Here is a 25,745-nt window from a genome sequence, read left to right as displayed (position 1 = left end):
CATTTATCGATTTCTACCCTTATATGCGAAAACTCTTCAATACTGCTGTCATCGCTCTCAAAATATTCAGCTCTACCTGAACTAAATTATCTTACCAGCACACTACCACTCTCTCCCACCTACTACCCACCGAAAAACACCTACGCAGAAATCGACCTTTAACGGCTAAATAGGAGACTTTTTTAGCTTGCTGCGTTTTGCTTAGAAAATTTTCATTCTCTAAATACTTTTCCCCTTGACAAATACAGAGGCTATGAGGTACATTGTGGGTAGAAGTGGGAGATAGTGGGGAATTAATTAGCAAGGTTCCCGTACCCGGTAGAAACCGGCTATCATATAGTTTTAGCAATCCAGACTCTGAGTAGTATTGAGTCTATAAATAGAGAAAACCCGTGCCAAGTTTTAAAGGGGAATATGAACACAGTGTAGATAATAAAGGCCGTGTTGCTTTTCCGGCTAAGCTACGCAAAATCCTCAAGCCTGAGGCCCAGGAGAGGTTTACCCTTTTGAGAGGCCTTGAGCCTTGCCTCTATCTTTACCCACAAGATGAATGGGAACGTGTTGAAGATAAGCTTTCTCAAATCAACAGTTTTTCCCGCCAGGGCCGAACCGTTAAACGAAATTTTTTACGATTTGCCGAAGATCTGGTTCTGGACAAACAAAACCGCATCTCTCTTCCATCCCACTTAATGGAATGGTCCGGAATCTCAGACAGCGCCATATTTATAGGAAGTGGCGAGCGAATTGAGTTATGGTCGCCTGAAAAACTTGAAGAAGTTGATGCCGACCTAAGTTTTGAATCCTATCAGGACCTCTTTGAAGAAGTTATGGGCGGACAAAATAGTGGAGGCGAGTAGATGACCGAATATTACGAGCACACGCCTGTACTTCTTAGCGAGTCCGTTGATTATCTCATCACAGATCCCAACGGTATATATATAGATGCCACGCTTGGCGGCGGCGGTCACAGTAAGCTTATTCTAGAAAAGTTAGGTCCGGACGGCCATTTGTTCGGAATTGACCAGGATCCTGAAGCTCTTCGTGCCTCTGAAGAACGTATCGGTGATAGCGAACGATTTACAGCCTTAGAAGGTAACTTCGGCTACCTCACTACACTTATTCCTGCAGAGCATCATGGAGAAATATCAGGAATTCTTTTCGACTACGGAGTTTCTACTCATCAAATCAAAGAGCCGGAAAGAGGATTTAGTTTTCAGCACGACGGTCCGCTGGACATGCGCATGAGCGCGATGAGCGGTGTTTCTGCTTACAGTGTTGTCAATGAATACGACTACAAGAAATTAAGGGATGTCATCTTTCACTACGGTGAAGAGCGTATGAGTCGACAGATTGCGCAAGAAATTATCAATCGCCGGCCCATCGAAACCACTTCTGAATTACGGGATGCGGTGGAAAACGTGGTTAAAGGAAGATTTTCAATAAAATCGGTGGCACGCGTATTTCAGGGAATCCGTATCGAAGTAAACCGTGAAATGGAGGTTCTGAAATCAGCACTGGAAGATTCTTTAAAACTGCTAAAAGTGGGCGGACGAATTGTTGCCATCTCCTACCACTCCCTCGAAGATCGATTGGTAAAACACTTCTTTAAAAGCGGCAATTTTGAAGGGCGTATTGAAAAAGATTTTTACGGAAAGCCACTCAATCCAATTGAACCGTTGGTAAAACAGATTATAACACCCGGTGAAGAGGAGATTGAAAAGAATCCGGCATCCCGCAGTGCAAAAATGCGCATTGCTGAAAAAATTAAGGAGGTGAATTGATGTACATTCAAACACCTATCAAAGAGAATATGAGTGTGAAGCCTAATAGAAGAGGCATATCTAACGGGAAACCCTCTTCATGGAAAACCAAAAATACATTGGGCAGCAATGGATTTAATGGAAGTACCAATTCATTTGGCACGCGCAAAAAAGAACCTACTCAAAAAAGAAAATCTGCCCTTCCGGCTTTTACCCCCTGGAAGGTCATACTCGCAAGCTTCTTGATTGGAGTTTGCGGGATTCTCTATATCGGACATGTATTCAGCACACAGCAGGCACTTCAGGAGGTTCGTCAGCTGGAGGTTGAATTCAATAAAGTACAGCGTCAATATAACGCCACCCGGCTGGAGTATGATCGGCTTATTGGTCCTAAGGAGATCTACCAGCGAGCGCGGCAGCAAGGTTACATCAATGCAGGACCTGCAGATCAAATAATCACAGTTAAACCCTAAACGCGTAAATGAACGAAAGAACTGCCATAATGGGGCGTATGTTTTTGCTGCTGGGACTTCTGTTCTTGCTGCCTGCGGCCATTTTATTGCAAATTTTTCGGGTGAACATGCTTGAGGGAGACGGATTGAAAGAACTTTGGAGCAAGCAGGCTATTGATACTATTCCAATTTCGGCACAGAGGGGAAATATTTATGATGCCAACGGCTCACTCCTGGCAACAAACAGTATAAACTACAAAGTGGCCGTAGATCCACACGCACCAAATACCACACGCGACCATCTCAACACCATTGCCAATGTTTTAAGTGAGCATACGGGAAGATCTGCCACGCACTATCAGAATGTGATTAAAAATTCCTCGTCACGATCCAGGTATATCGTACTGGAGCGAAGTATTCCGGTTTCTGCCTATGATGATTTGAGTGAACTGGGATATCGCGGTCTTATTTTAGAAGAGGAGTATCGAAGAAATTACAACTTCGGATCTCTGTCGGCTCATACTTTGGGTTTTGTAAACCACAACATCGATGGAATGTCCGGCCTTGAAAATAGTTACAACACACTTTTAAAAGGTACAAATGGCCTCCAGCAGGTTCGTAAAGACCGGAACAATAGAATCTTTGCCTATGTAGGTGCCCCTCAAAAATTGCCGGCACAAGGGCTGAATTTGCATACAACCATTGATGCATATATCCAGGCGATTACGGAAGAAGAACTCGAGTCCGGAATTAAGCGACATATGGCGAAGTATGGAACGGCCATCGTAATGGATCCAAAAACCGGCGCAATCAAGGCATTGGCCAACTATCCTACTTACGATCCAAATTACCCCTCCTCTATCGACTCAGAAAATAGAAGAAACTACGCTATTTCTGATATGATTGAACCCGGATCGACTTTTAAATTGGTTACTGCAATTGCGGCTGTGGATCAGGGAGTTGTCAACTTTGATGAAATTTTCGAAACCCCTGAAAACGGCCGGAAAGTGATACACGGTCAGGTAATGCGGGATCACGATCCGCTTGGAGATCTGGATTTCACCGGTGTAATGGCAAAATCATCAAACATTGCGACGTCCGAGATCGCGATGAGACTTAAGCCGGAAACCCTGTACCAATATGCCAGAAATATGGGCTTTGGCACTCCTACAAACATTGACCTGCCTAACGAAATGAGCGGTCGGCTTCAGCGACCTTACGAGTGGAGCAGCGTAACACTGCCATGGATGTCGATTGGATACGAGGTGCAGGTTACTCCAATACAGATGGTTCAGGCATACGGCGCTTTTGCTAACAGAGGACAAATGATGCGCCCCTACATGGTTGAAAAAATTACCGACGAGTATGGAAATGTTGTGGAACAAACAAAACCCAACATGGTTCGCCAAATTGCAAAAGAGTCGACCATTAAAAAGCTACTCCCGGTGTTTGAAGAAGTTGTAAGTGATTCGGGAACAGCAGAATGGGCAAGTGTTGAAGGGTTAAGAATAGCCGGTAAAACAGGAACAGCTCAAAAACTTGTAGATGGAAGATATCAAGCCTCTTACCGAGCATCATTTGCCGGATTTTTCCCTGTTGAGGATCCAGAATATGTAATGTTTGTTTTACTCGATGAACCTCGAACCAGTATTTACGGAGGTTTTACTGCCGGATCCATTTTTAAGGAGATCGCCACCAGAATTGCGGGATTGGATGATGAAATTCACCGGAATTTAAATAGCGAAAACTTCGAAATTGCGGATAGCAAAGTCGTTCCCAGAATTGAAGGATTACATCGGGAAGATGCTCAACTGCTCCTTAAAAGCAATAATTTAACAGCAAACTATTCCGGTTCAGGCGAGTATATAATTGAACAGCAACCTGCTTCAGGCGAAAAAATTAACGGAAACAGTTCCATTAAAGTAAAGTTGGGAAGTATGGAAGCTGACTCGATACCCGATGGATTTGCTGAAATCCCTGACCTCAGAGAAATGAACATGAGGCAAGCCACAACCCTATTACTTTCCCGCGGACTCGAGATCGAAACGATAGGGTCCGGAACCATTTATACACAATTTCCTCGCGCCGGTGATTTAATGAGAAAAGGACGAACCGTTACAGTACGGGGAAAAGCTCAAACCATGGAGCGTGCAACCGTGGTGGCAACAAACTAATTTTATGACCTTTAACGAACTCATAGCATTTAGTAAACCCATTACCGTTCAAGGTGGAACTCCTGAACGACTTGGCAAGCTATGTCTGGATTCGAGGAAAGTTGAAGAGAACGATATTTTTATTGCCATACGTGGAACTCAAACCGACGGGCACAAATTTGTAGTGCAAGCCGTGGAAAGCGGAGCCTCTGTAATTATTGTTGAAGAGGATATTGAACCATCCAAAGAAGTAGCCGTTCTGAAGGTTGAAAATACCCGCGAACTGCTTTCACCACTTGCTCAACGCATGGCCGGCGATCCAGCCAAGAGTTTGACCAACATTGCCATTACAGGCACAAATGGAAAAACAACGGTCGCTACCCTGGTTTGGCAAATTTTGACAGAATTGGGTGAGGATGCCGCGCTATTTGGAACAGTTTCTAAAAGAATTAAAAACAAAATACTCGACAGCCGCCTTACGACCGCAGACCCTATAGAACTCGCGTCCGATATGAAACAGGCCGTTGATGAAGGCTGCAGTTATCTGGTTATGGAAGTATCATCACATGCGCTTCATCAAAAAAGGGTTGCTGGAATTCCTTTTGAAATAGCCGCATTCACAAATTTAAGCCTGGATCACCTCGATTACCACTCTTCTATGAGTAATTACGCGGATGCGAAGAAGATTTTGTTTGATTCACTGCCATCAACCAGCTGGGCAATTGTAAACGCCGATGACGAATATGCTGATTACATGGTTCAAGACACAAAAGCCAAGGTCATCGATTTCTCTTTTGAAGGTAAAGGACAAGTTAAGGCTGAAATTTTAAAAACTTCACCCGATCAAACCCTGATTGATGCTGAAGGTGTTAAGTTTTTTACACCGCTTGCAGGCAAATTCAACGCCTATAATGTAGTCCAGTCTCTTCTAATTGGCACCAGCCTGGGTTACGATGGTAAACTAATTGCTGATACAATCCCCGCATGCAAAGGTGCTGAGGGCCGGCTCGAAAAAGTAATGCTGAATACCGGATCCAAAAAGCATCCGCTTGTTTTTGTTGATTACGCACATACTCCGGATGCACTCGAAAATGTTGCCTCCACCCTTTCAGAACTGAAACAGGAGAATCAAAAACTGATGATTGTTTTTGGTTGCGGCGGTGATCGAGACAAATCAAAACGGCCACAAATGGCAAAAATCGCTGAAGAGTACGGCGATGATGTCATTGTAACCTCTGATAATCCCCGTAGCGAAGATCCGGCAAAAATAATTGAAGACATTCAGGCCGGATTTAGTTCATCAATGTCGTTCAGATCTATAGTTTCCAGAAAAGAGGCTATCCATACGGCCATCTCTGAAAGTGACCGCAACACAATCATATTGATTGCAGGTAAAGGTCATGAAACCTATCAGGAGATCAACGGAATTCGTAATCACTTTGACGATCGTGAAGAGGCTCGCGATGCTTTGGAAAAATTAAGCCGTAATACAAAAACCGGGGAGGATAACTAATGCTGTACGCTCTTCTCGACTGGTTAAATCAAAACTATGCCCCACCGGGATTCGGTGCTTTCGACTTTATTACAACCCGAACAGCCCTGGCTGCGGTAACATCTCTGATTATCAGTTTGATCATAGGCAGAAAAATGATTCACTGGCTGCAAAAACTTCAGCTCAGAGAAGTGATCCGGGAAGATATCGGACTGGATTCACACCTAAGCAAGGCGAACACGCCGACAATGGGTGGTGTAATCATCATTTTAGCCACACTGATCCCTGCCCTGCTTTGGATGAATATGAACAGTATTTATACCTGGATGATCATATTTGTGATGTTTATTCTGGGAGTGGTTGGCTTTATTGATGACTACATCAAAGTTGTTAAAAAAGATAAATCCGGTTTGCACGGCTGGTTTAAAGTGGGTGGTCAGGTATTTGTAGGGCTTGTTTTGGGAGCCGCTCTCTACTTCTGGCCTGCTTTTGATGATTTTAACACACTTTCTACCGTTCCCTTCGTAAAAGATGTAAACATTGACTATGCATTTTTTGGAGAAGAGTATGGATGGCTGATCTACATTCCTATGGTGATTTTTATTATCACGGCCGTGAGTAACGCCGCCAATCTCACCGATGGACTGGATGGATTGCTTTCGGGCACATCCGCTATCGCAGGAGTAATTTTAGGAATCTTTGCTTACGTATCAGGCCGTGTTGACTTCTCTGACTTCCTCGATTTAATCTACTTACCGGGATCAGGAGAACTAACCATTTTTGCAGCCTCATTGGTTGGTGGATGTATTGGATTCCTATGGTACAACTCTCATCCGGCTTCCGTGTTTATGGGAGATACAGGTTCTTTAGCCATCGGGGGAGCATTGGGGGCATTGGCTTTGATGATTCACAAAGAGCTTTTACTGCCTATTATATGCGGAATTTTTATGGTTGAAACTCTTTCAGTCATCATTCAAACCACTTATTTCAAGTACACGAAAAGAAAATATGGTGTAGGACGAAGAGTCTTTTTAATGACACCAATCCACCACCATTATGAGAAGAAGGGATGGGCAGAATCTAAAATTGTAGTTCGATTCTGGATTATCGCCATCCTGCTGGGAATTTTGAGTCTTTTAACTCTCAAACTCCGATGATAAACGTTAGTAACAAACATATCACCATTGCCGGTGCTGCCCGTAGCGGAGTAGCCGCAGCAATCCTGCTGAAAAAGAAAGGAGCCGTTCCTTTTCTTTCAGATTCAGGTACTGTGGATGCCAAGTTTGCAAATAAACTTCGTAAAGAGTCGATTGAGTTTGAAGAGAACACTCATTCTGAAAGAGCCATGCAGGGAGAATTTCTTGTGATAAGTCCGGGTGTTCCTACATCCTCACCGATCGCCCAGAAATTCCTGAATGATGAAAAACCGGTCTTTTCTGAGATTGAGATGGCATCATGGTTCAATCGCTCGCCGATTGTGGCTGTAACCGGAAGTAACGGCAAAACAACGGTTGTGAACTGGTTGCACCACACCTGGAAAACTGCAGAAAAAGCTTGCATCGTTGCCGGAAATATCGGGTATGCATTTTCCGAGCTTGTAGATCAAACAGATGAAACCAAAGATGCGCTGATAGAAGTAAGCAGTTTTCAGCTCGATCATATCGACACCTTCCACCCTGCTGTGTCTGTGATCTTAAACATTACGCCTGATCATTTAGACCGGTACGATAATGATTTCGAAAAATATGCGGCTTCAAAATTCAGAATTGCTGAGAACCAAACTTCTAAAGACTGGTTCATCTACAATGCCGATGATGATATGATTTCCGGTTTTGCAAAAAAGCTATCCAAAAGGGAAAACGCTCCTAAAATGATGGCTTTTTCTACAGAATCTGAAGTACCAAATGGCGCTTTTGTCCGCAACGGACAATTGATTATACGACTCGACCAAAAAGAGGAGATCCTCATGAATATTGATGATATCGCACTGCCCGGAAAGCATAACTTAAGTAATGGAATGGCTACCGCACTTGCTGCCCGGGCCTCGGAAATTAAAAATGAATATATCCGGGAGAGCCTGCAAAGCTTCGAAGGTGTTGAACATCGCCTTGAATATGTACGAACCTTCAACGGTGTGAAGTACATCAACGACAGTAAGGCGACCAACATCAATGCGGTTTGGTTTGCCCTGGACAGCTTCAACGTGCCAATAGTACTTATTCTGGGTGGCCGTGATAAAGGAAATGATTACCTCGATCTGGTAACACAGATTCGTGAGAAGGTCCACACTGTTGTAGCAATTGGCGAAGCAAAAGAGGCGATTAAGAATCAGTTGAAAGACGCCGTACCGAATCTTACTGAAGCGGAATCTATGAAAGAGGCCGTGAAAAAAGCTTCGAAGGTAGCAAAACGGGGTGAAGTTGTACTTCTGAGTCCGGCCTGTTCCTCTTTCGACATGTTTGACAATTATGAACACCGTGGCAAAGTATTTAAAGAATCCGTTTTAGAACTCTAAAAAAAAACCTGAACAGACATTGTATTACACAACGCCAAATAGCAAAGTAGGATCGATCTTCGGTACAACACGCGAAGAGCTTGACACTCCTGTACAGGGAAGTGACCGGATCATCCTTGTCTGTGTATTTATGCTCATGATGGTAGGTGCAATCGCGGTCTACTCTTCAATTGCCTATTTCGCCCAAACCCATAACACAACGGCTGGATCACTGGTGTTTAGCCATGTGATTAAATTGGGAATCGCACTTATAGCGATGATCTTTGCTTCAAAAATAAACTACCGGGTACTGGCCCGCTTTAGCCGAATAGCAGTCGTATTTAGCTGGATTTTGTTAATAGCCGTGATGGTTTACGGTGACCTGGTATTCGGGGCACGTCGGTCTCTGTCTGTAGCAGGGTTTTCGTTTCAGCCTTCTTCATTTGCTGCAATTGCCCTCATTCTTCACGTTGCCGTTCTCCTTCATGAGAAACAGGATTACATCAAAGATTTCAAACGAGCTTTCATACCAATTTTAATCTGGGTAACCATTACCTGCTTCCTGATCGCACTCGAAGATTTTAGCAGTGCGGCCATTCTGATGGGTATTTCAGTTTTCATGATGTTTGTGGGTAGAATCAGTTCTGTTCAGCTTTTAGGACTGATTTTGATTGGCTTAGCGGGCGGATCGGCGTTGGTACTGAGTTCAGCAGAGCGAACCAGTCGTGTAACGAACTACATTACCCAGGTCAAAGATATTAATAGCGAACGGCTTGAATCCAGTAGCGGATATCAGGCACAGCAGGCTCACATCGCAATTGCCCGTGGCGGAGTGATAGGTGTCGGAATCGGTAAAAGCACTCAACGTGATTTTCTACCGGCACCCTATAATGACTTTATTTTTGCGATCATCGCTGAGGAGTACGGAATCATCGGTTCTTCGGCAGTCATGCTCATTTTCATCGTAATTCTGTACCGCGGCATTGGGGTTATAGCACGCTATGCACCGGATGTACTCGGCACATTGATGGCACTTGGCGCCACACTGATGATTACGCTTTATGGTTTTGTAAATGCCGCCGTTGCTACCGGCTTATTTCCGGTTACCGGGCTTCCGATGCCATTCATCAGCTACGGAGGTACCAGTATGCTTTTTGCCGGAGTGATGATTGGAATTTTACTCAACATTTCGAAACACAACAGACAGATTCAAAACAGATTTTATAACGGTTAATGACAACTGCCACAACGAACATATCATCCACAGACACCCGCACAGCTGCAGCAGAACCCATCCGGGTTTTGCTTGCAGCCGGCGGTACGGGTGGACACGTCTATCCGGCGATTGCCATTGCGGATGCTGTTCGTAAGATGGATGAACGAGCGGAAATATTGTTCGTAGGAACGCGAGACCGTATGGAGTGGGAAGCTGTGCCAAAATCGGGTTATGATATTAAAAGTGTCTGGATCAGCGGATTTCACCGGCGATTAACTCCTCAAAACCTGCTATTCCCATTCAAGCTGTTAACCAGCATTGTTCAGAGTTTTTCGATTATCAAAAAATTCAAACCGGATGTAATGGTTGCGTGTGGCGGATTTGCTGCCGGACCCATCGGCTGGGTTGCCGCAAAATTTGACGTTCCTATTGTCATTCAGGAGCAGAACAGCTATCCGGGAGTAACAAACAGGCTTTTAGCTAAACACGCTGTCACCATTTTTACAGCATTTGAAGACGCAGAAAACTATCTGCCAAAAGATAAAATCAAGCTTAGCGGAAATCCGGTAAGAGGACAGCTCAAACAGAGTGATTCAACTGACGCTCGTAAAACCTTTGGTTTTAATTCGGATGCACCGGTCCTGCTGATTTTAGGCGGAAGCGGCGGAGCACTGGCGCTGAACAACATTATGCAAAAAGAGCTGGATTATCTCCACAATGAAGCCGGTCTTCAAATCATCTGGCAGTGTGGAAAACGATACTACAGCAACCTTAAGGAGCAGATTGACACAGACTCCTATCCAAATTTGAGATTAACCCAGTTTATTGACGATATGCCGGCAGCGTACGGTGCTGCTGATTTGGTAGTGACAAGAGCCGGTGCGGGAACCTGCAGCGAATTAATGCTGCTTGGTCAGCCGGCCGTTTTGGTGCCCTCTCCCAATGTAGCCGGAGATCATCAGGCAAAAAATGCAAAATCGATGGTAGAAACAGGAGCTGCTGAACTACTTGAGGAGTCCGACATTGAAGAAAATTTTTCAGTCACCATAACAAATTTGATAAAAGACCGGGAACGCCTACAGAAAATGAATGAAGCCATGAAATCACTGGCGAAACCGGAAGCTGCCAATACGATCGCAAAAGAAATTTTCACAATTGCACAGAAACAGACACATGAGTAACAAGATTCAAACACAACCCGTATTTGGCCGAACCAAACAGATCCACATGGTGGGTATTGGGGGAATCGGTATGAGCGGAATTGCTGAGATTTTACTTCTCAGGGGTTACAGTGTTACGGGTTCAGATAGCAACCTGAGCGACACTACTGAGCGATTGGAAGAACTTGGAGCCAAGATTTTTAAAGGTCATAGCGCCTCCAACATCGAAGGTGCAGATGTAGTGGTTTACACCAGTGCCGTTAAAGCCGATGAGAATGAAGAGACAAAAGCTGCTTTAGCTGCTCAAATCCCGGTTATCAAGCGATCCGAAATGCTGGCTGAGCTAATGAGAATGAAGTACGGAATCGGCATTGCCGGCACGCACGGAAAAACAACCACCACTACCCTGGCCGGACACGTGGTTCAGGATGGTAATTTTGATCCCACAATTATTGTAGGCGGTCGCGTACACAGTTTCGACAAAACCAACGCTGTTGTCGGAAAAGGAGACATTGTTATTGTTGAAGCGGATGAATTTGACCGAACATTCCTTCGCCTCTCCCCTTCGATGGCTGTTATTACCAATATTGAAGCTGAACATCTGGATATCTATAAAGATCTGGAAGATGTGAAAGAGGCTTTCATCGAATTTGCCAACAAGGTGCCATTTTACGGCGCCGTTATTGTCTGTCTGGACGATCCAAATGTGAGAAGTATACTCCCTGAAATAGAACGAAGAACGATTACTTACGGATTTACTCCTCAGGCAGAAGTAAGAGCCATTAATGCCGGACAAAATGGTTTCAGAAGTACATTTACCGTTCTCTATCAGGAAGAGCCGCTCGGCGAAATTTCCTTGATGGCACCCGGTGATCACAATATTAAAAATGCATTGGCTGCGGTAGCAATCGGCCTTGAGCTGGGAATGGAGTTTGAAGATATCAAAAAAGGCCTGGAGCGATTTAAAGGCGTTTTCCGACGTTTCCAGCCTAAGATGGATGAGAAAAATATTCTGGTTATTGACGACTACGCCCATCATCCCACCGAAGTTCAGGCCACAATTAAAGCGGCACGACGTGGCTGGGAAGACAGACGGATTGTGGCAGTTTTTCAGCCCCACCTCTACTCGCGTACTCAGGAGATGCATCAGGAGTTTGGACTCTCCTTCTTTGATGCGGAAGTACTGGTTGTAACGGATATCTATCCCTCCAGGGAAAAACCGATTGAGGGTGTAACCGGAAAGCTAATTGCTGACACTGCTAAAACCTATGGACATCGCGATGTGCACTATGTACGCGATAAACGGGATTTACCATCACGGCTGATGGGTATTGTAGAAGAAGGCGACATCGTCATTACAATGGGAGCCGGTGATATTTACAAATTTGGCGAACAGTTTACTGAATTAATTAAACAGAAATAGAACTCTTTTTGAGCAAGAAAAAATCACATAGCAAACAGAATTCTAAGGAAACAAAGCGTCCTGTAACGCTGATTGCCGGAGTATTCTTTATTGTGGGCATGGCTGTTCTAGGTGGATTTTATTTTGAACAGAATACCAAAATTACCGATGTGGACTTCACAGGACACCACTTTACTTCAACCGAAGAGCTTGAGGCTACCATTGCTGAAATCACTCCGGTTGGGATGATGGCAGACAGCGTTGATTTCGGATTGCTCATAAATTCAGTCAGTTCTCTGCCCTACATTGTAGAAGTAAATGTAACGATGGGATATCGCGGAAAACTGCAGTTTAATGTAACCGAACGTAAACCTCTTGCCCTTTTGATGGATGGAAGTAAACGAAGCTATGTATCGGAAGGCGGTGTAAAACTGCCAATTATACCCGAAAAAGCAGAAGATGTACCACTGGTTTACGGATTTGCTGCTGAACCGCTAAGTGATACGTTAAAAACGGATGCTTTCAGCCAGGTAGAAGAATTTTTAACCGCGGCACGAGAGAATCGCTTCGGATGGATAACCATCAGCGAAGTGGCGTGGAACGAACGTGAAGGAGTAGTAGCCCTCACGGCAGAAAACGGAGTGAAGCTGCTGTTTGGCCACTCAGATTTTGAAACACGGCTCAAACACTGGCAGGCATTTTACGGTGAAGTGATCTCGACGAAGGGAATCGAGGCATTCACCCAGATCGATCTCCGGTTTAGAAACCAGGTGGTCACCAAAGAATAGTAACCCCAATAACACTGATTTAGCAATCAAACAAGACAAGCAGGTAGACTTATGGAAATAGAAAATGAAAATGAACGAATTGTAGTAGGCCTCGACATTGGCACCACAAAAGTTTGTGCAGTTGTGGCCTCCATTGATGAACAGGACAGAATTCACATTCTGGGTGTTGGAAAAGCCCCGAGTGAAGGATTGAACCGAGGTGTGGTCGTGAATATCGACAAGACGGTTCAGGCCATTAAAACCGCTGTAGAGCAGGCTCAGCTCGCATCCGGTATCGAAGTCAATTCCGTGAATGTGGGAATTGCCGGCGATCATATCCGAAGCATTCGAAGTAAGGGTGTGATCACCATCAACAATAAGGATAAAGAGATTACGGTACACGATGTGGAGCGTCTGCTTGAAGACTGCCAGCGCATCATGCTGCCGCCGGATCAGCAGATTCTGCACGTGATACCGCAGGAATTTGTAGTTGATGGCCAGGATGGAATCAGCGATCCCGTGGGAATGAGCGGAATCCGTATGGAGGCTGAAGTTCACATTATCACGGGCTTGGTTTCCGCGGCGAAAAATCTCTACCGATGCGTGGAGCGTGCCGGTTTCCAGGTAGCAGACATCATCCTTGAACCGCTTGCAAGTTCTTACGCCGTTCTTGACGATGAAGAGAAAGAAGCCGGTGTGGTTCTTGTTGACATCGGTGGCGGAACAACCGATCTGGCCGTTTTTCAGGACAACACTATCCGTCATACCGCGGTTATCGCCATTGCCGGTAAAAAGGTTACGGACGACATCCGGGTTGGTTTGAGTGTACTCGACGATCAGGCCGAGAAATTGAAGCAGCAGCACGGTGAGTGCTTTGTGGATATGATCGAGGAAGATGAGTCGATCACTATTCCCGGTATTGCGGGACGTCCGCCCAAAGAGATTACAAAAAGTATTCTGGCCAAAATCATACAGGCCAGAATGGAAGAAATTTTAGAGATTATCGCCATTGAGGTGAAACGCAGCGGTTATGCGGATTCACTTAGCGCCGGTATTGTGCTGAGCGGCGGTGGAGCTCTGATTAAGAACATCTGCCCCCTGGCCAACGAGGTTCTGGGGATTGATGCTAAAATCGGGAAACCGTTGGGACTCTCAGGAGGCCTGATTGAAGAAGTAAACAGCCCGATTTATGCAACCAGTGTGGGCCTTGTGCTTCACGCTATAAAATCCGGAGGTCCGGAGAACCAAGCGATAGTGCCTTCATCCACAAAAGGTTCAGGTGTGGAGAAAGTGATGAACAGCATCACACAACGCATGAAGAGCTGGTTTAGAGAACTCTGATCGAAGGATAGTCGAACAGTGAGAAACAACAAATAGCAATCTACAGACAACACACATTAGCAATCATAAATAAGGAGTAACCATGGAATACAATAACACACGCTTTAGTTTTGACGAGAAAGGTCAGGATAATGCGAAGATAAAAGTCATCGGAGTCGGTGGCGGAGGCGGAAACGCCATCAACAATATGATCCGTAAAGGATTGAACAGCGTTGAATATATCGCATTAAATACTGACGCACAGGCACTGAAAAATAACTCGGCCGACGTGGCCATCCAGGTTGGATCGAACCTTACATCCGGACTGGGTGCAGGTGCACGTCCCGAGATTGGACGGGAAGCAGTTGAAGAGAACCGCCATGAAATTGATGAAGCGGTCGATTCGGCCGATATGATCTTTATCACTGCCGGAATGGGCGGCGGTACAGGTACAGGTGGCGCACCGGTTGTTGCCGGAATCGCCAAACGAAAAGGAATTCTTACCGTAGGTGTGGTAACCACACCGTTCCTGGTGGAAGGAAAAGTTCGGATGAAATATGCTCTCGAAGGTATTACCGAACTGAAGAAGAATTGTGATACCGTCATCGTGATTCCAAACGAGCGACTCCTCGATATTTCCGATGAGAACACATCGCTGATGGAAGCTTTTGAGCAGGCCAATCACGTCCTCTACAATGCTACACGCGGTATTTCGGATCTGATTTTAATGCCGGGTCTGATCAACCTTGACTTTGCAGACGTTCGCACAACAATGATTGACGGTGGAGCCGCCATTATGGGTTCTGCTACTGCAAGCGGACCGGACAGAGCTGAGATTGCAGCGCGTGAAGCGATCAACTCTCCCCTGCTTGATGGAGTGAGTATTCGAGGCGCACGCAACGTTCTGGTGAATATCTCTGCAGGTGCCAACCTGGGAATGCGTGAAACCACAACGGCAACCAGTATCATCCAGCAGGAGGCCGGTGATGATGCGGAAATCATACTGGGTACGGTACTCGATGACGCCTTTGAAGATGAGTTGCGCGTAACAGTGATTGCAACAGGTTTTGAACTGAGCGAAGACAAAACAAAAGCTCGGGTTGCACCAAACAAAAACAGCGATTCAGCTTTGAAAACCAAAAGCACAAACCTGCCAAAGGCGAGCGACATTGCCAAGCGACACAGCAGCACGCTGGATGGACCTTATTACAAAGGTGAAAAGAACCTCAAAAACCTCGACACACCGGCAATTCACCGGCGTGAGGTTAAGCACATGCGTTCACAGGAAGAGGTGCAGGCAGACGATGATATGCAGCACCGCGAATCCATTGAACGTAAAAAGGCGAGCAACGATAACACCAGCGTTTCCAATCGGGATGAGCGCATCGACAAGCGTGATACCGAGCAGCCCGCTTTCTTAAGAAAAATCATGGATTAATCCATCTTATCTGAACCGGATTTATGATTGCTAGAAACCATAGATAGGCTTTCTCTGCCTATACTATAGATTGCTAAATCAAAAAGGAGTTCCTTTGACCGGGGCTCCTTTTCTTTTTTCGGCACTATAAAGCCAATGAATTTGAGTGAGCCCCCCTCAATGAATCTTAATTGAGTTTAGACTTTTAAATAAGCACTTTCAGCTTATGAAAGCATTCATCGCAATAGCCACACTAACTCTTATGGCAGGCATCTACTTCATATTTCATGTGGAGGACTCACCTGATGCTGAAGATCATAATCAAACGTACTACAGCTACTGTGTGCCCGATGAAGATCCGGGCTTTACTTTAAGTCATGAGGACGACCTGCACTACTATTATACCGGTGAAAAGGCGATTAACGGCACAGTTTACCAAACCTCTGTAAACTCGCCCATCACCTTTGAGAGCGGCATCAATCAATCCTGCAAATTTGAGTTAACAAAGGATTTTGTGATTAATTGGAAGCAGCTGGAAAAAGATTTTTCATTCCGGAAAGCATGGGAAGAGGCGCCGCAATGTAACGAGTTTGAAGGTGAGCCCTATCTTTCCGGCAGATACAAAATAAGGATCGCAGGTTTTAAGGTCTCAAAATCGTACATAGACAACTATGATCCGCAAAGAATCAGAGATCAAATGGCAATGAGCCGATTTGAGTTCATCGCTGATTACGACAAAGTTGTTGAAGAAATTGTCCCCGCTGAAGTAAAATGCCCTGTTGTTTTGCGGTAGATTATATTGACTCAATGCTCATAGATCATTTTACGGGTCATACCGCCATCAATCACTATGTTTTCACCATTAATGAAATCATTTTCGGGATCCGTCAAAAATAGACAGGCTCTTGCGATGTCTTCCGGTTTTCCCACTCGTTTGGATGGATGCTGTTCGTGATCGATGTCGCGCAGTTTCTCGTAATCGCCGGTATGGATCCAACCCGGACTGATGCAGTTCACCGTGATGTTATCTTCCGCGTATGAAAGAGCCTGAGAGTGCGTTAGCGCCAGCAGTCCTCCTTTTGATGCTGCGTACGCCTCTGAATCCTTTTCGGACATCAAAGCACGGGTTGATGCAATGTTTACGACTGAGCCCTTCTTCGTTTTCTTCATGTGCGGTGCAACTTCACGAGTCAGAAGAAAGCTTGCCCTCAGATTTGTATTTAATATCTGATCCCATTTTTCAACCGATAGTTCGTCCGGGCGAATAAACTCGGAAATGCCTGCATTGTTTATCAGTACATCAATTGTTGGGATATCTCTTGAGAGCTTCCTTTACCAGGTTTTGAATGGACTTGGGATTAGAAACATCGCAATAAATAAACTGCGCCTGCCTGCCCTCGCTTAACAACTCATCTTGCAGAGCGTTTCCGTTTTCTTTATCCAGATCTGCAATCACCACATTATAGTAGTTCCATGCAAAGGCTTTTGCCACGGCCCTGCCAATCCCATTTGATGCTCCTGTAACAATAACTGTGCTATTCATAAACTTATGGATTACTTATAGTCAAAATATTTGATCAAATGATGTTTCTCGCAGAGTCTCGCAGACAAAAAATAATCGCAGATTTTCGCTGATACTTTGGAAAAATCTGTTGTAAAATCGTCAATAAACTGTTTTAGAATATAAATTTAATCATTTTTGCAGAGAATCATTTTAGACAGTATTGACATCTACAAAATGGAGAAAAAAGGTGTCCTTCCTATATGTCTACAACTAAACCTATTGTATGGTAAAACCCCATAAAAAAGCCCGAGACGGTAAACCGCCCCGGGCTGTATGTTCACCCCAAACAATGAACATTGCAGTAACAAACAAGAAATAATTACTCGATATCCCAGGTGTTTCCACTCCTGAAAAGATCGCTTGTGGTTTTAAAAGTTGATCTTTCGCGTACATCGGCAATTCGATCATGAACCGTTTGATCGAAATTCGGTCTTTTTGCTTTCCGTATCACGCCCATCGAAACGGGGAAATCGGGAAGTTCCAGTTTAGCAAGAGCCATTTGCAGAGCCGTATCATTTTCATGGGCATCGTGCTTCAAGAACGTAGGATCATTTTCGTCATACGGTGCTTTTTTAAGCTTCATTCCTTCCAGCTTTAAGCCGTACTGCTGATCCTTTCCGTACACCATCGGTTTTCCATGTTCCAGAACAAGCTGGTTATCATCTTTGGTGTCTTTTCCGGTAATCTGTTCATGAATACCATCTGTAAAAATCACACAGTTTTGAAGCACCTCAATCACAGATGTACCCTTATGCCTGTAGGCCTCCATCATCACCTGCTCCATCAATTTCGGATCTTTATCAGGTACACGTGCAAAAAAGGTAGCTCCGGCCCCAATGGCTACTTCACCGATATTGAACGTATTTTCATAGTCCCCTTCCGGAGCCGTTTTGGTCTTCGTCCCCTCCGGTGTAGTCGGTGAGGATTGACCTTTCGTCATACCGTAAATCTTATTGTTAAAGATGATGATATTCAGGTCAATATTCCGGCGACAGGCGTGTATGAAATGGTTTCCACCAATTGCCATACAGTCACCGTCTCCCGTGGAAACCCAAACATTCAGATTGGGATTTGCCAGTTTAGCGCCAGAAGCAACAGCTATAGCTCGTCCGTGAATGGAGTGAATTCCATAGGTATCCAGATAGTAGGTTATTCTGGATGAACAACCGATTCCCGATACACTCAGAAAATCCTCTTTCGCGTGATCCATCTGGGCGAACGTTTTCTGCATATTGGCCAAAATCATATAATCACCGCAGCCCGGACACCATCGTACATTTTGATCGCTCGCAAAATCCTTACGGGTCAATACGTTTTTTTTATCTTTTACGTCAGTCTGCATAACTAATTGGTTAGGGTATTAATGATTTCAGCTTTGATCTCAGAGGTGAAGAAAGGCTGTCCCTGAATCTTGTTGAATTTCTTGTATTTAATATGAGGAAACTTCGTCTTCAGATAGTTCGCAAACTGTCCGTTGTTTAACTCACATACAAGAATCTGATCGAAACGACTAAATATCTCTTCGGTATTTTCAGGCAACGGATTGATGTAGTTGAAGTGTGAAAAACCAATACTCTCCTCACCCTCTTCCAGCAGTTCCGTTACCGCCGTGTTGATAGCACCATGCGTACTTCCCCAGCCAACAACCAGTAACTTTCCGGATTGAGCACCTATAACACTCTGTCTCGGTAGTTTTTTAGCAATTCTCGCGATCTTCTCTTCACGAATCTTAGTCATCTTCTCATGATTTTTTGGCTCATAGGTCAGATTACCTGTATCAATCTGTTTCTCCAGACCACCGATACGATGTTCAAATCCTTTATCTCCCGGTCCTTTCCAGTAACGGGTCAGAAATTCAGAATCACGAACATATGGTTGCCAATCTTCTGCACTGCCTTCAAATTCCTTGATTTTAATATCGGGCAGATCTCCGTTTTCAGGTACCCTCCAAGGACTTGTACCACTGGCCAAATAGGTATCAGACAATAGAATAACCGGCGTGGAGTGCTCCATTGCAAATCGCGCCGCCTCATAGCTGTAAAAAAAGCAGTCATCCGGTGAACTTGCTGCCATCACTACCAGTGGAGCATCACCGTGGCGTCCGTAAAGAGCCTGATTTAAATCGCTCTGTTCTGTTTTGGTAGGCAAACCGGTAGATGGGCCTGCACGCTGCACGTTCACAATTACCAAAGGTATTTCTGATATTACAGCCAAACCGATCGCTTCTGATTTGAGTGATAACCCCGGCCCTGAAGTTGTTGTAATTGAGAGATTCCCACAAAATGATGCACCAATCGCTGCACAAACAGCCGCAATCTCATCCTCCGCCTGAAAGACAATGGCTCCCATATCTCTTCGGGCAGATAGTTCATGCAATATTTCTGAAGCCGGTGTAATCGGATAAGAGCTGAGAGACAGTTTTCTGCCGCTGTTTTCTGATGCCGCTAAAAATCCCCAGGCTATAGCTGTATTTCCATCAATATTGCGGTACGTTCCTTTCTGCATTTTAGCAGGCGGAATGATGATGGATGTTCCAATTAATTGCGTATTCAATGCAAAATTGAAGCCGGCTTCCAGAGCCAGTTTATTGGCTTCAACCAAAACCGGTTTCTTTCTGAACTTCTTCTCAATAAAATTGATGAGTGTGTCCAATGGACGGCCAAACATGTAGGTCACCAAACCAAGGGCAAACATATTTTTACTGCGGGTCATTGCCTGATTTTCAAGCCCAAGATCCTTTAACGCCTCTTTTGTAAGAGATGTAGCCGGAGCCTCAATCACTTTATAATCGGCAAGAGAATCGTCTTCAAGCGGGTTGGTTTCGTAATCCGCCTTTTTCAGATTTCTGGATGTGAAGCTGTCTTTATCGGCTACTATTGTACCGCTCTTTTTTAGAATACCGATATTCGCTTTTAACGCAGCCGGGTTCATTACCACAAGTACGTCTACTTCATCACCGGGAGTGTAAATCTCCGTTCCGCCAAATTGAATCTGAAAACTCGATACACCGCCAACACTTCCCTGGGGTGCACGAATTTCGGCCGGAAAATCAGGAATGGTTGTCAGGTCAAGACCGGCCTGGCCGGATGCCTGAGAAAACATATCACCCGTTAACTGCATACCATCGCCGGAATCGCCGGAAAACCGAACAACCACTTTTTGCATGGTTGGTGTCAATACATTATTTGCCATGTGCCTGAGTGTTTAAATTTAAAATTGAAGAGGGTAACCCTTCATTTCTGTTATCCGTGAAGAAATGCCTGTCTTTCCAGCAGCTCGTCTTCACTCTCTTCATGCTCAGGATGGGTGATGATACAGTCGGGTACCGGACAGAAAGCGACGCACTGCTCTTCATCATGGAAACCTTTACACTCTGTACACTTGTCAGTTACTATAAAGTAGAACTCGTCTGAAAGCGGTTCCTGCATTTCATCTGCGTCTACTTCATTTCCGTTTTGAAGAGTTATATTTCCGGAAACACTGGTTCCCTCAGCCATTGTCCACTCTGCGCCGGGTTCGTAAATAGCTTGATTCGGGCATTCCGGTTCACACGCTCCACAATTAATGCAAGTGTCTGTTATAAAAAGAGCCATAGTTCTATTTGTTTAGGTGAAAATTAAAATCGTGTATACTTTATATACTCCAATATGAGTCATAAATCAGTCTTTTTTGAATAAATAGATATTTAGACAAAAAACTCTAAATAAAAGTAACCAAATTTATTTCAGCTTCCAATATCATCAAGCCTTCAGTGCTTAATTTAGATTCACTATAGATTAGGTACAGGCTCATAACTGATGTTATGGTAGAAATGAGCTAGTTATAACTAACTTGCCCTATTTGATATCTTTCATTCTGAATCCCTGGAGAATCTTGATGTAGTTGGCTCGTTCAAAAGCACTCGGATCTGCCACAGAAGCCGAACTCATCGCACCTCTCATCTCATCTACCGATTCATACTCTTTCTCTTCCATCCAGACCTGCATCTCATTGAGCATAAATTTCAGTGCATCAGGCCCGCCATATAGCAGTGCGGAAGCCATCATGGTTACATCGGCACCGGCCAGAATCATCTTTATCACATCATGTGCTGTATGAATTCCGGTTGTTGCCGCCAAACTGCCTTTTATGTGCGGTCTGAGCATGGCAATCCATCTAAGAGGCAGACGTTTCTCAAAGGTGCTGCTCAGATTCAGATTAGGATTTACGTCCATTGCCTCCAGATCGATATCAGGCTGATAAAATCTGTTAAACAGTACCAGTCCATCTGCACCGGCACTTTCCAGGCGTGTGGCCATGTTGCCAAAGGCGCTGAAGTACGGACTTAGTTTTACAGAAACAGGTATGGAAACCGCCGCTTTCACCGCTTTCAGATCATCGATATACATCTGTTCTACTTTTTCGGATGTAAGTGTAGGGTCTGCCGCTATATAGTAAATATTCAGTTCAATGGCATCGGCTCCGGCATCTTCCATTTTTTTGGCATACGCCATCCATCCGCCTTCCGATACACCGTTCAGACTGGCAATGATCGGGATATCAACCGTTTTTTTGAGATTTTGAATCTGCTCCAGGTAGTCTTCTGCATGCAGATTGTGATACTCATCCGGCTCAGGAAAGTAACTGAGGGCTTCAGCATAGCTGTCTCCTGATGTTGTCATGAAGTGATCCAGCGCCTCGTTTTCGCGGGTGATCTGCTCCTCAAACAGAGAGTACATCACCAAAGCCGATGCACCGGCGTCTTCAAGTTTTTTTGCCGTATCCAATTCACTGGTTAACGGTGACGCTGATGGAACAAGCGGATTCTTAAGGGTCAGTCCAAGATATTTCGTCTCTAAATTCATAATGCGTTCTGTTTTATAAAAGAATAATTATTGATTGAGCCCGGGTCAGGAATCCAGAAAAACCCGGGCTTCATAGTTTTGGTGTTACTTGCCTGATCCGTTTTCGGATTCACCATTTTTCTTAACAGGGTCGTATACTTTTTCCATCTCTTCGTATACCCTCCACTGTTCTTTCACTTCTGCCTGAGCCTGCGTCATAAGCTGTTTTGCAACTTTAGGCTGAGACTTTGCAAGCATCAGATAACGCATTTCATTGTACGCGTAATCCTCAAGATTTATTTTCGGTGGTTTTGAATCGAGCTGGAATGGATTTTTGCCCTCCTCCTCTTTTCTCGGGTCAAACCTGAATAGCGGCCAGTAACCGGAATCGACAGCAAGTTTCTGCTGATTCAGCCCAAACTTCATATCATAACCGTGTGCAATACAGTGGCTGTACGCTATGATGATGGATGGTCCGGGATAACTTTCCGCTTCAAGCACAGCTTTTATTGACTGCATGTCGCTGGACCCCATCGCTACTCGTGCTACGTATGCGTGGCCGCCTGCAACCGACATCAGTCCCAGATCTTTTTTACCGGTACGTTTACCAGCTGCCGCGAATTTCGCTACCGCTCCGAGCGGCGTCGCTTTCGAGCACTGACCTCCTGTGTTGGAATAGACCTCAGTGTCCATTACCAGAATATTGACATCCTTTCCGCTGGCAAGAACATGATCCAGCCCGCCGTACCCGATGTCGTATGCCCATCCGTCTCCGCCAAATATCCAGACGCTCTTGCGAACCAGGTAGTCAGCAATACTGTTCAGCATCTTGGCTTTAGAATCATCCGTTTTACCGAGTGCCTCTTTTAAAGCGGCGACTCTCTCCCGCTGTTCATAAATTCCCGGCTCCGTTGTTTGATCGGCATTCAGGATATCCTCAACCAGTTTTTTGTCTACATGGCCGTTCATCTTCTGAAGCATTTCACGAGCCTGTTCAGCTTGTTTATCGATTGTAAGCCTGAAACCGAGGCCAAATTCTGCATTATCCTCAAACAGTGAGTTAGACCAAGCCGGGCCCAATCCCTGACTGTTTTTAGTGTAAGGCGTAGCCGGCAGGTTACCTCCGTAAATAGAGGAACAACCCGTAGCGTTGGCAATCACCATTCGATCACCAAACAGCTGCGTTACCAGTTTGATATAGGGCGTTTCACCGCAACCCGCACATGCGCCGGAGAACTCAAACAGCGGCTCCAGGAATTGAGATCCTTTTACAGTCTCAACCTTGAGTTTGGATCGATCGTATTCCGGCAGATTTACAAAGAAATTCCAGTTCTCTTTCTCCTGTTCCAGAAGCGGATCGATCGGTGCCATATTAAGCGCCTTCCGGCCTACTTGTTTGCGATCTTTGGCAGGGCAAACCTCAACACAAAGCTCACATCCCGTACAGTCTTCAGGAGAAACCTGGACACTTACTTTCGTATCTTCAGGCCATTCCCTTCCTTTGGCATCCATATACTTGAACGTTTCGGGTGATGCTTCCAGCAGTTCACCGTCAAATGCTTTCATTCGAATCACAGCATGGGGACAAACAAGCGCGCACTTACCGCACTGTATACAGATATCCGGTTCCAGTACAGGTATCTCATGTGCGATATTTCGTTTCTCCCATTTGGTGGTTCCGGTTGGGAACGTACCGTCGGCTTCAAATGCGCTTACAGGCAAATCGTCTCCGTTTCCGGATATAATTTCAGCAATCACTCTTTGAACGAACTCAGGTGCTTCTTCAGGAACAGCAGGACGCATCTCCTGTTTGGAGGTTGCCTCTTTAGGTACAGGAACTTCAAACAGATTCTCAATAGAGTTATCAACCGCTTTGTAGTTGCTTTGAAGTATTTTCTCCCCTTTGGCTCCATAGGCTTTCTTGATTCCATCTTTGATCAGCTGAATCGCTTCATCCCGTGGAAGTATATCAGAAATGGCAAAGAAGCAGGTCTGCATTACCGTGTTGATGCGAGTGCCCATTCCATTTTCCCGGGCTACTTTATATGCATCAATACTGTAAAATTTCAGCTCCTTTTCAATAATCTGCTCCTGTACTTTCTTGGGCAGCTGATCCCACACTTCATCCTTTTCATAAGGTGCATTGAGAAGGAACGTTGATCCTTTTCGGGCCTTCTTCAGCATATCCAGCTGATTCAAAAACTGGAACTGATGACAGGCTATAAAATTGGCTTTGTCAATCAGGTATGCCGACCGAATCGGGTTTGGACCGAAACGCAGGTGGGAAACCGTCGTTGCTCCCGATTTCTTGGAATCGTACACAAAATAGCCTTGCGCGTAATTATCGGTATTGTTACCAATAATCTTAATGGAGTTCTTGTTGGCACTCACCGTACCGTCCGCTCCCAATCCATAGAATAGTCCCTCAAAAACCTCTTCATCACTGTCCCAGCCGTTGGTACTGTATTCAAGGCTGGTGTGTGTCACATCATCGTTAATTCCGATTGTGAAATGATTTTTGGGCTTATCCTTATCCAGCTCATCAAAAATGCGTTTCACCATGGGCGGTGTAAACTCTTTGGAAGAGAGTCCGTACCGGCCGTTAATTACTTTCAGATCAGCAGGCAGCGATTTCCAGCCCTCTACCTTATTCTCCTGAAGCGTTGAAACAACATCGTTATAAAGCGGTTCTCCGGCACTTCCCGGTTCTTTTGTACGATCGAGTACCGCAATTCCTTTTATGCTATCAGGCAGTGATTCAATCAGATGGCGCATGCTAAACGGTCTGAACAGTCTGACTTTAATCAGTCCTACTTTCTCACCGTTTTTATTCATTTTATCTACAGCTTCGTGAGCTGTCTCCGCGCCTGATCCCATCAGAACGACTACTTTTTCCGCGTCTTCCGGTCCGTGATATTCAAACAGTTTATAAGATCTGCCGGTTAATTCACCAAACTGATCCATTGTTTTCTGTACCAGCCCGGGTGCTTCATTGTAATATTTATTCCCGGTTTCGCGAGCCTGGAAAAAGACATCCGGATTTTGTGCAGTACCCCGAAGTAGCGGGTTATCCGGTGTTAATGCGCGGTTTCGGTGCTCAATAATTTTGTCGTCATTGATCAGCTGCTCCATCACTTCAACAGGAATCTGATCTATTTTCTGTACCTCGTGTGACGTTCTAAAACCATCAAAAAAGTGGAGAAACGGTATTCGGGTTTCGAGCGTGGCAGCGTGTGATATCAGAGCCATATCCATGGCTTCCTGTACGCTGTTCGAGCTCAATATCGCCATACCTGTCATTCGCATCGCCATGGTGTCACTGTGATCACCAAAAATAGAGAGTGCGTGAGTTGCTACAGTTCTGGATGCAACGTGAACCACGGCCGGCGTCAGCTCACCGGCAATTTTATAGAGGTTAGGCATCATCAGCAGTAAACCTTGAGACGCCGTGAATGTGGTGGTCAGCGCCCCGGTTTGAAGAGCTCCGTGCATGGTACCGGCAGCTCCACCCTCACTTTGAAGTTCGATAACTTCCGGTACGGTTCCCCAGATATTCTTTTTACCGGCCATCGACCATTGATCGGACCACTCTCCCATTGGAGAAGCAGGCGTAATCGGGTAGATCGCAATAACTTCACTCACTTTATGGGCAACATATGCTGTTGCTTCGTTTGCATCTAGTGTAACTTTTCGATTTGACATAATATTTACTTTGATGGTTTTAT

Annotated in this window: 19 protein-coding genes and 1 pseudogene; 14 read left to right on the top strand and 6 right to left on the bottom strand. The window is 45.0% G+C overall.

Annotated elements, in window-relative coordinates:
• The first annotated feature begins 392 nt into the window (after positions 1-392).
• From mraZ to U5K35_RS11140, 14 genes are all read left to right on the top strand, one after another.
• On the top strand, positions 393-857 hold the full coding sequence (gene mraZ / locus U5K35_RS11205) for a division/cell wall cluster transcriptional repressor MraZ (protein WP_322571549.1): 465 nt from the start codon (positions 393-395) through the stop codon (positions 855-857).
• Entirely contained in the window at positions 858-1,781 is a 924-nt protein-coding gene (gene rsmH, locus U5K35_RS11200; protein ID WP_322571548.1) for a 16S rRNA (cytosine(1402)-N(4))-methyltransferase RsmH, read from the top strand.
• Positions 1,781-2,233 carry a hypothetical protein gene (locus U5K35_RS11195; RefSeq protein ID WP_322571547.1) on the top strand — a complete coding sequence of 151 codons (453 nt, stop codon included), beginning with the start codon at positions 1,781-1,783 and terminating at the stop codon, positions 2,231-2,233. The genes rsmH and U5K35_RS11195 overlap by 1 nt, the downstream gene beginning before the upstream one ends.
• Positions 2,234-2,241: 8 nt before the next feature.
• Positions 2,242-4,386, top strand: coding sequence for a penicillin-binding transpeptidase domain-containing protein (locus U5K35_RS11190; protein WP_322571546.1), 2,145 nt, complete (start codon positions 2,242-2,244; stop codon positions 4,384-4,386).
• Between the two features lie 4 nt (positions 4,387-4,390).
• Entirely contained in the window at positions 4,391-5,878 is a 1,488-nt protein-coding gene (locus U5K35_RS11185; RefSeq protein WP_322571545.1) for a UDP-N-acetylmuramoyl-L-alanyl-D-glutamate--2,6-diaminopimelate ligase, read from the top strand.
• On the top strand, positions 5,878-7,014 hold the full coding sequence (gene mraY / locus U5K35_RS11180) for a phospho-N-acetylmuramoyl-pentapeptide-transferase (RefSeq protein WP_322571544.1): 1,137 nt from the start codon (positions 5,878-5,880) through the stop codon (positions 7,012-7,014). The genes U5K35_RS11185 and mraY overlap by 1 nt, the downstream gene beginning before the upstream one ends.
• The gene (gene murD / locus U5K35_RS11175) at positions 7,011-8,372 is read left to right on the top strand and encodes a UDP-N-acetylmuramoyl-L-alanine--D-glutamate ligase (protein ID WP_322571543.1); all 1,362 of its coding nucleotides are present in this window, start codon (positions 7,011-7,013) and stop codon (positions 8,370-8,372) included. Before mraY ends, murD begins: the two co-directional genes overlap by 4 nt.
• Positions 8,373-8,391: 19 nt before the next feature.
• Complete coding sequence (locus tag U5K35_RS11170) at positions 8,392-9,585, top strand: FtsW/RodA/SpoVE family cell cycle protein (protein ID WP_322571542.1); 1,194 nt, start codon at positions 8,392-8,394, stop codon at positions 9,583-9,585.
• A complete protein-coding gene (gene murG, locus U5K35_RS11165) occupies positions 9,585-10,748 on the top strand; it encodes an undecaprenyldiphospho-muramoylpentapeptide beta-N-acetylglucosaminyltransferase (RefSeq protein WP_322571541.1) in 1,164 nt (387 codons plus the stop codon). Before U5K35_RS11170 ends, murG begins: the two co-directional genes overlap by 1 nt.
• Complete coding sequence (gene murC, locus U5K35_RS11160) at positions 10,741-12,150, top strand: UDP-N-acetylmuramate--L-alanine ligase (protein ID WP_322571540.1); 1,410 nt, start codon at positions 10,741-10,743, stop codon at positions 12,148-12,150. Before murG ends, murC begins: the two co-directional genes overlap by 8 nt.
• 8 nt (positions 12,151-12,158) lie before the next feature.
• Positions 12,159-12,917, top strand: a complete 759-nt coding sequence (locus U5K35_RS11155; RefSeq protein WP_322571539.1) for a cell division protein FtsQ/DivIB — start codon at positions 12,159-12,161, stop codon at positions 12,915-12,917.
• A gap of 51 nt (positions 12,918-12,968) precedes the next feature.
• Positions 12,969-14,237 carry a cell division protein FtsA gene (gene ftsA, locus U5K35_RS11150; RefSeq protein WP_322571538.1) on the top strand — a complete coding sequence of 423 codons (1,269 nt, stop codon included), beginning with the start codon at positions 12,969-12,971 and terminating at the stop codon, positions 14,235-14,237.
• An 82-nt stretch (positions 14,238-14,319) separates the two neighbouring features.
• The gene (gene ftsZ / locus U5K35_RS11145; protein ID WP_322571537.1) at positions 14,320-15,654 is read left to right on the top strand and encodes a cell division protein FtsZ; all 1,335 of its coding nucleotides are present in this window, start codon (positions 14,320-14,322) and stop codon (positions 15,652-15,654) included.
• 205 nt (positions 15,655-15,859) lie between these two features.
• On the top strand, positions 15,860-16,426 hold the full coding sequence (locus tag U5K35_RS11140) for a hypothetical protein (RefSeq protein ID WP_322571536.1): 567 nt from the start codon (positions 15,860-15,862) through the stop codon (positions 16,424-16,426).
• Between the two features lie 11 nt (positions 16,427-16,437).
• Here the strand turns inward: U5K35_RS11140 and U5K35_RS19710 are convergent.
• From U5K35_RS19710 to nifJ, 6 genes and pseudogenes are all read right to left on the bottom strand, one after another.
• Positions 16,438-17,176 (bottom strand): annotated as a pseudogene (locus U5K35_RS19710) (SDR family NAD(P)-dependent oxidoreductase).
• A 340-nt stretch (positions 17,177-17,516) separates the two neighbouring features.
• Positions 17,517-18,539 (bottom strand): 2-oxoacid:ferredoxin oxidoreductase subunit beta, encoded by a 1,023-nt coding sequence (locus U5K35_RS11125; protein ID WP_322571534.1) that lies wholly within the window; start codon positions 18,537-18,539, stop codon positions 17,517-17,519.
• 2 nt (positions 18,540-18,541) lie between these two features.
• Complete coding sequence (locus U5K35_RS11120; protein ID WP_322571533.1) at positions 18,542-20,389, bottom strand: 2-oxoacid:acceptor oxidoreductase subunit alpha; 1,848 nt, start codon at positions 20,387-20,389, stop codon at positions 18,542-18,544.
• 50 nt (positions 20,390-20,439) lie between these two features.
• Positions 20,440-20,790, bottom strand: coding sequence for a 4Fe-4S binding protein (locus U5K35_RS11115; protein WP_322571532.1), 351 nt, complete (start codon positions 20,788-20,790; stop codon positions 20,440-20,442).
• Between the two features lie 243 nt (positions 20,791-21,033).
• A complete protein-coding gene (locus tag U5K35_RS11110) occupies positions 21,034-22,041 on the bottom strand; it encodes a dihydroorotate dehydrogenase-like protein (protein ID WP_322571531.1) in 1,008 nt (335 codons plus the stop codon).
• An 84-nt stretch (positions 22,042-22,125) separates the two neighbouring features.
• Entirely contained in the window at positions 22,126-25,722 is a 3,597-nt protein-coding gene (gene nifJ / locus U5K35_RS11105; protein WP_322571530.1) for a pyruvate:ferredoxin (flavodoxin) oxidoreductase, read from the bottom strand.
• Positions 25,723-25,745: the final 23 nt, after the last annotated feature.

Origin of the sequence: Rhodohalobacter sp. (genome assembly GCF_034521535.1) — a bacterium.
GTDB lineage: Bacteria > Bacteroidota > Rhodothermia > Balneolales > Balneolaceae > Rhodohalobacter.
The sequence above is the reverse complement of the archived record's forward strand: the minus strand, read 5'-3'. Positions and strand labels throughout refer to the sequence as shown.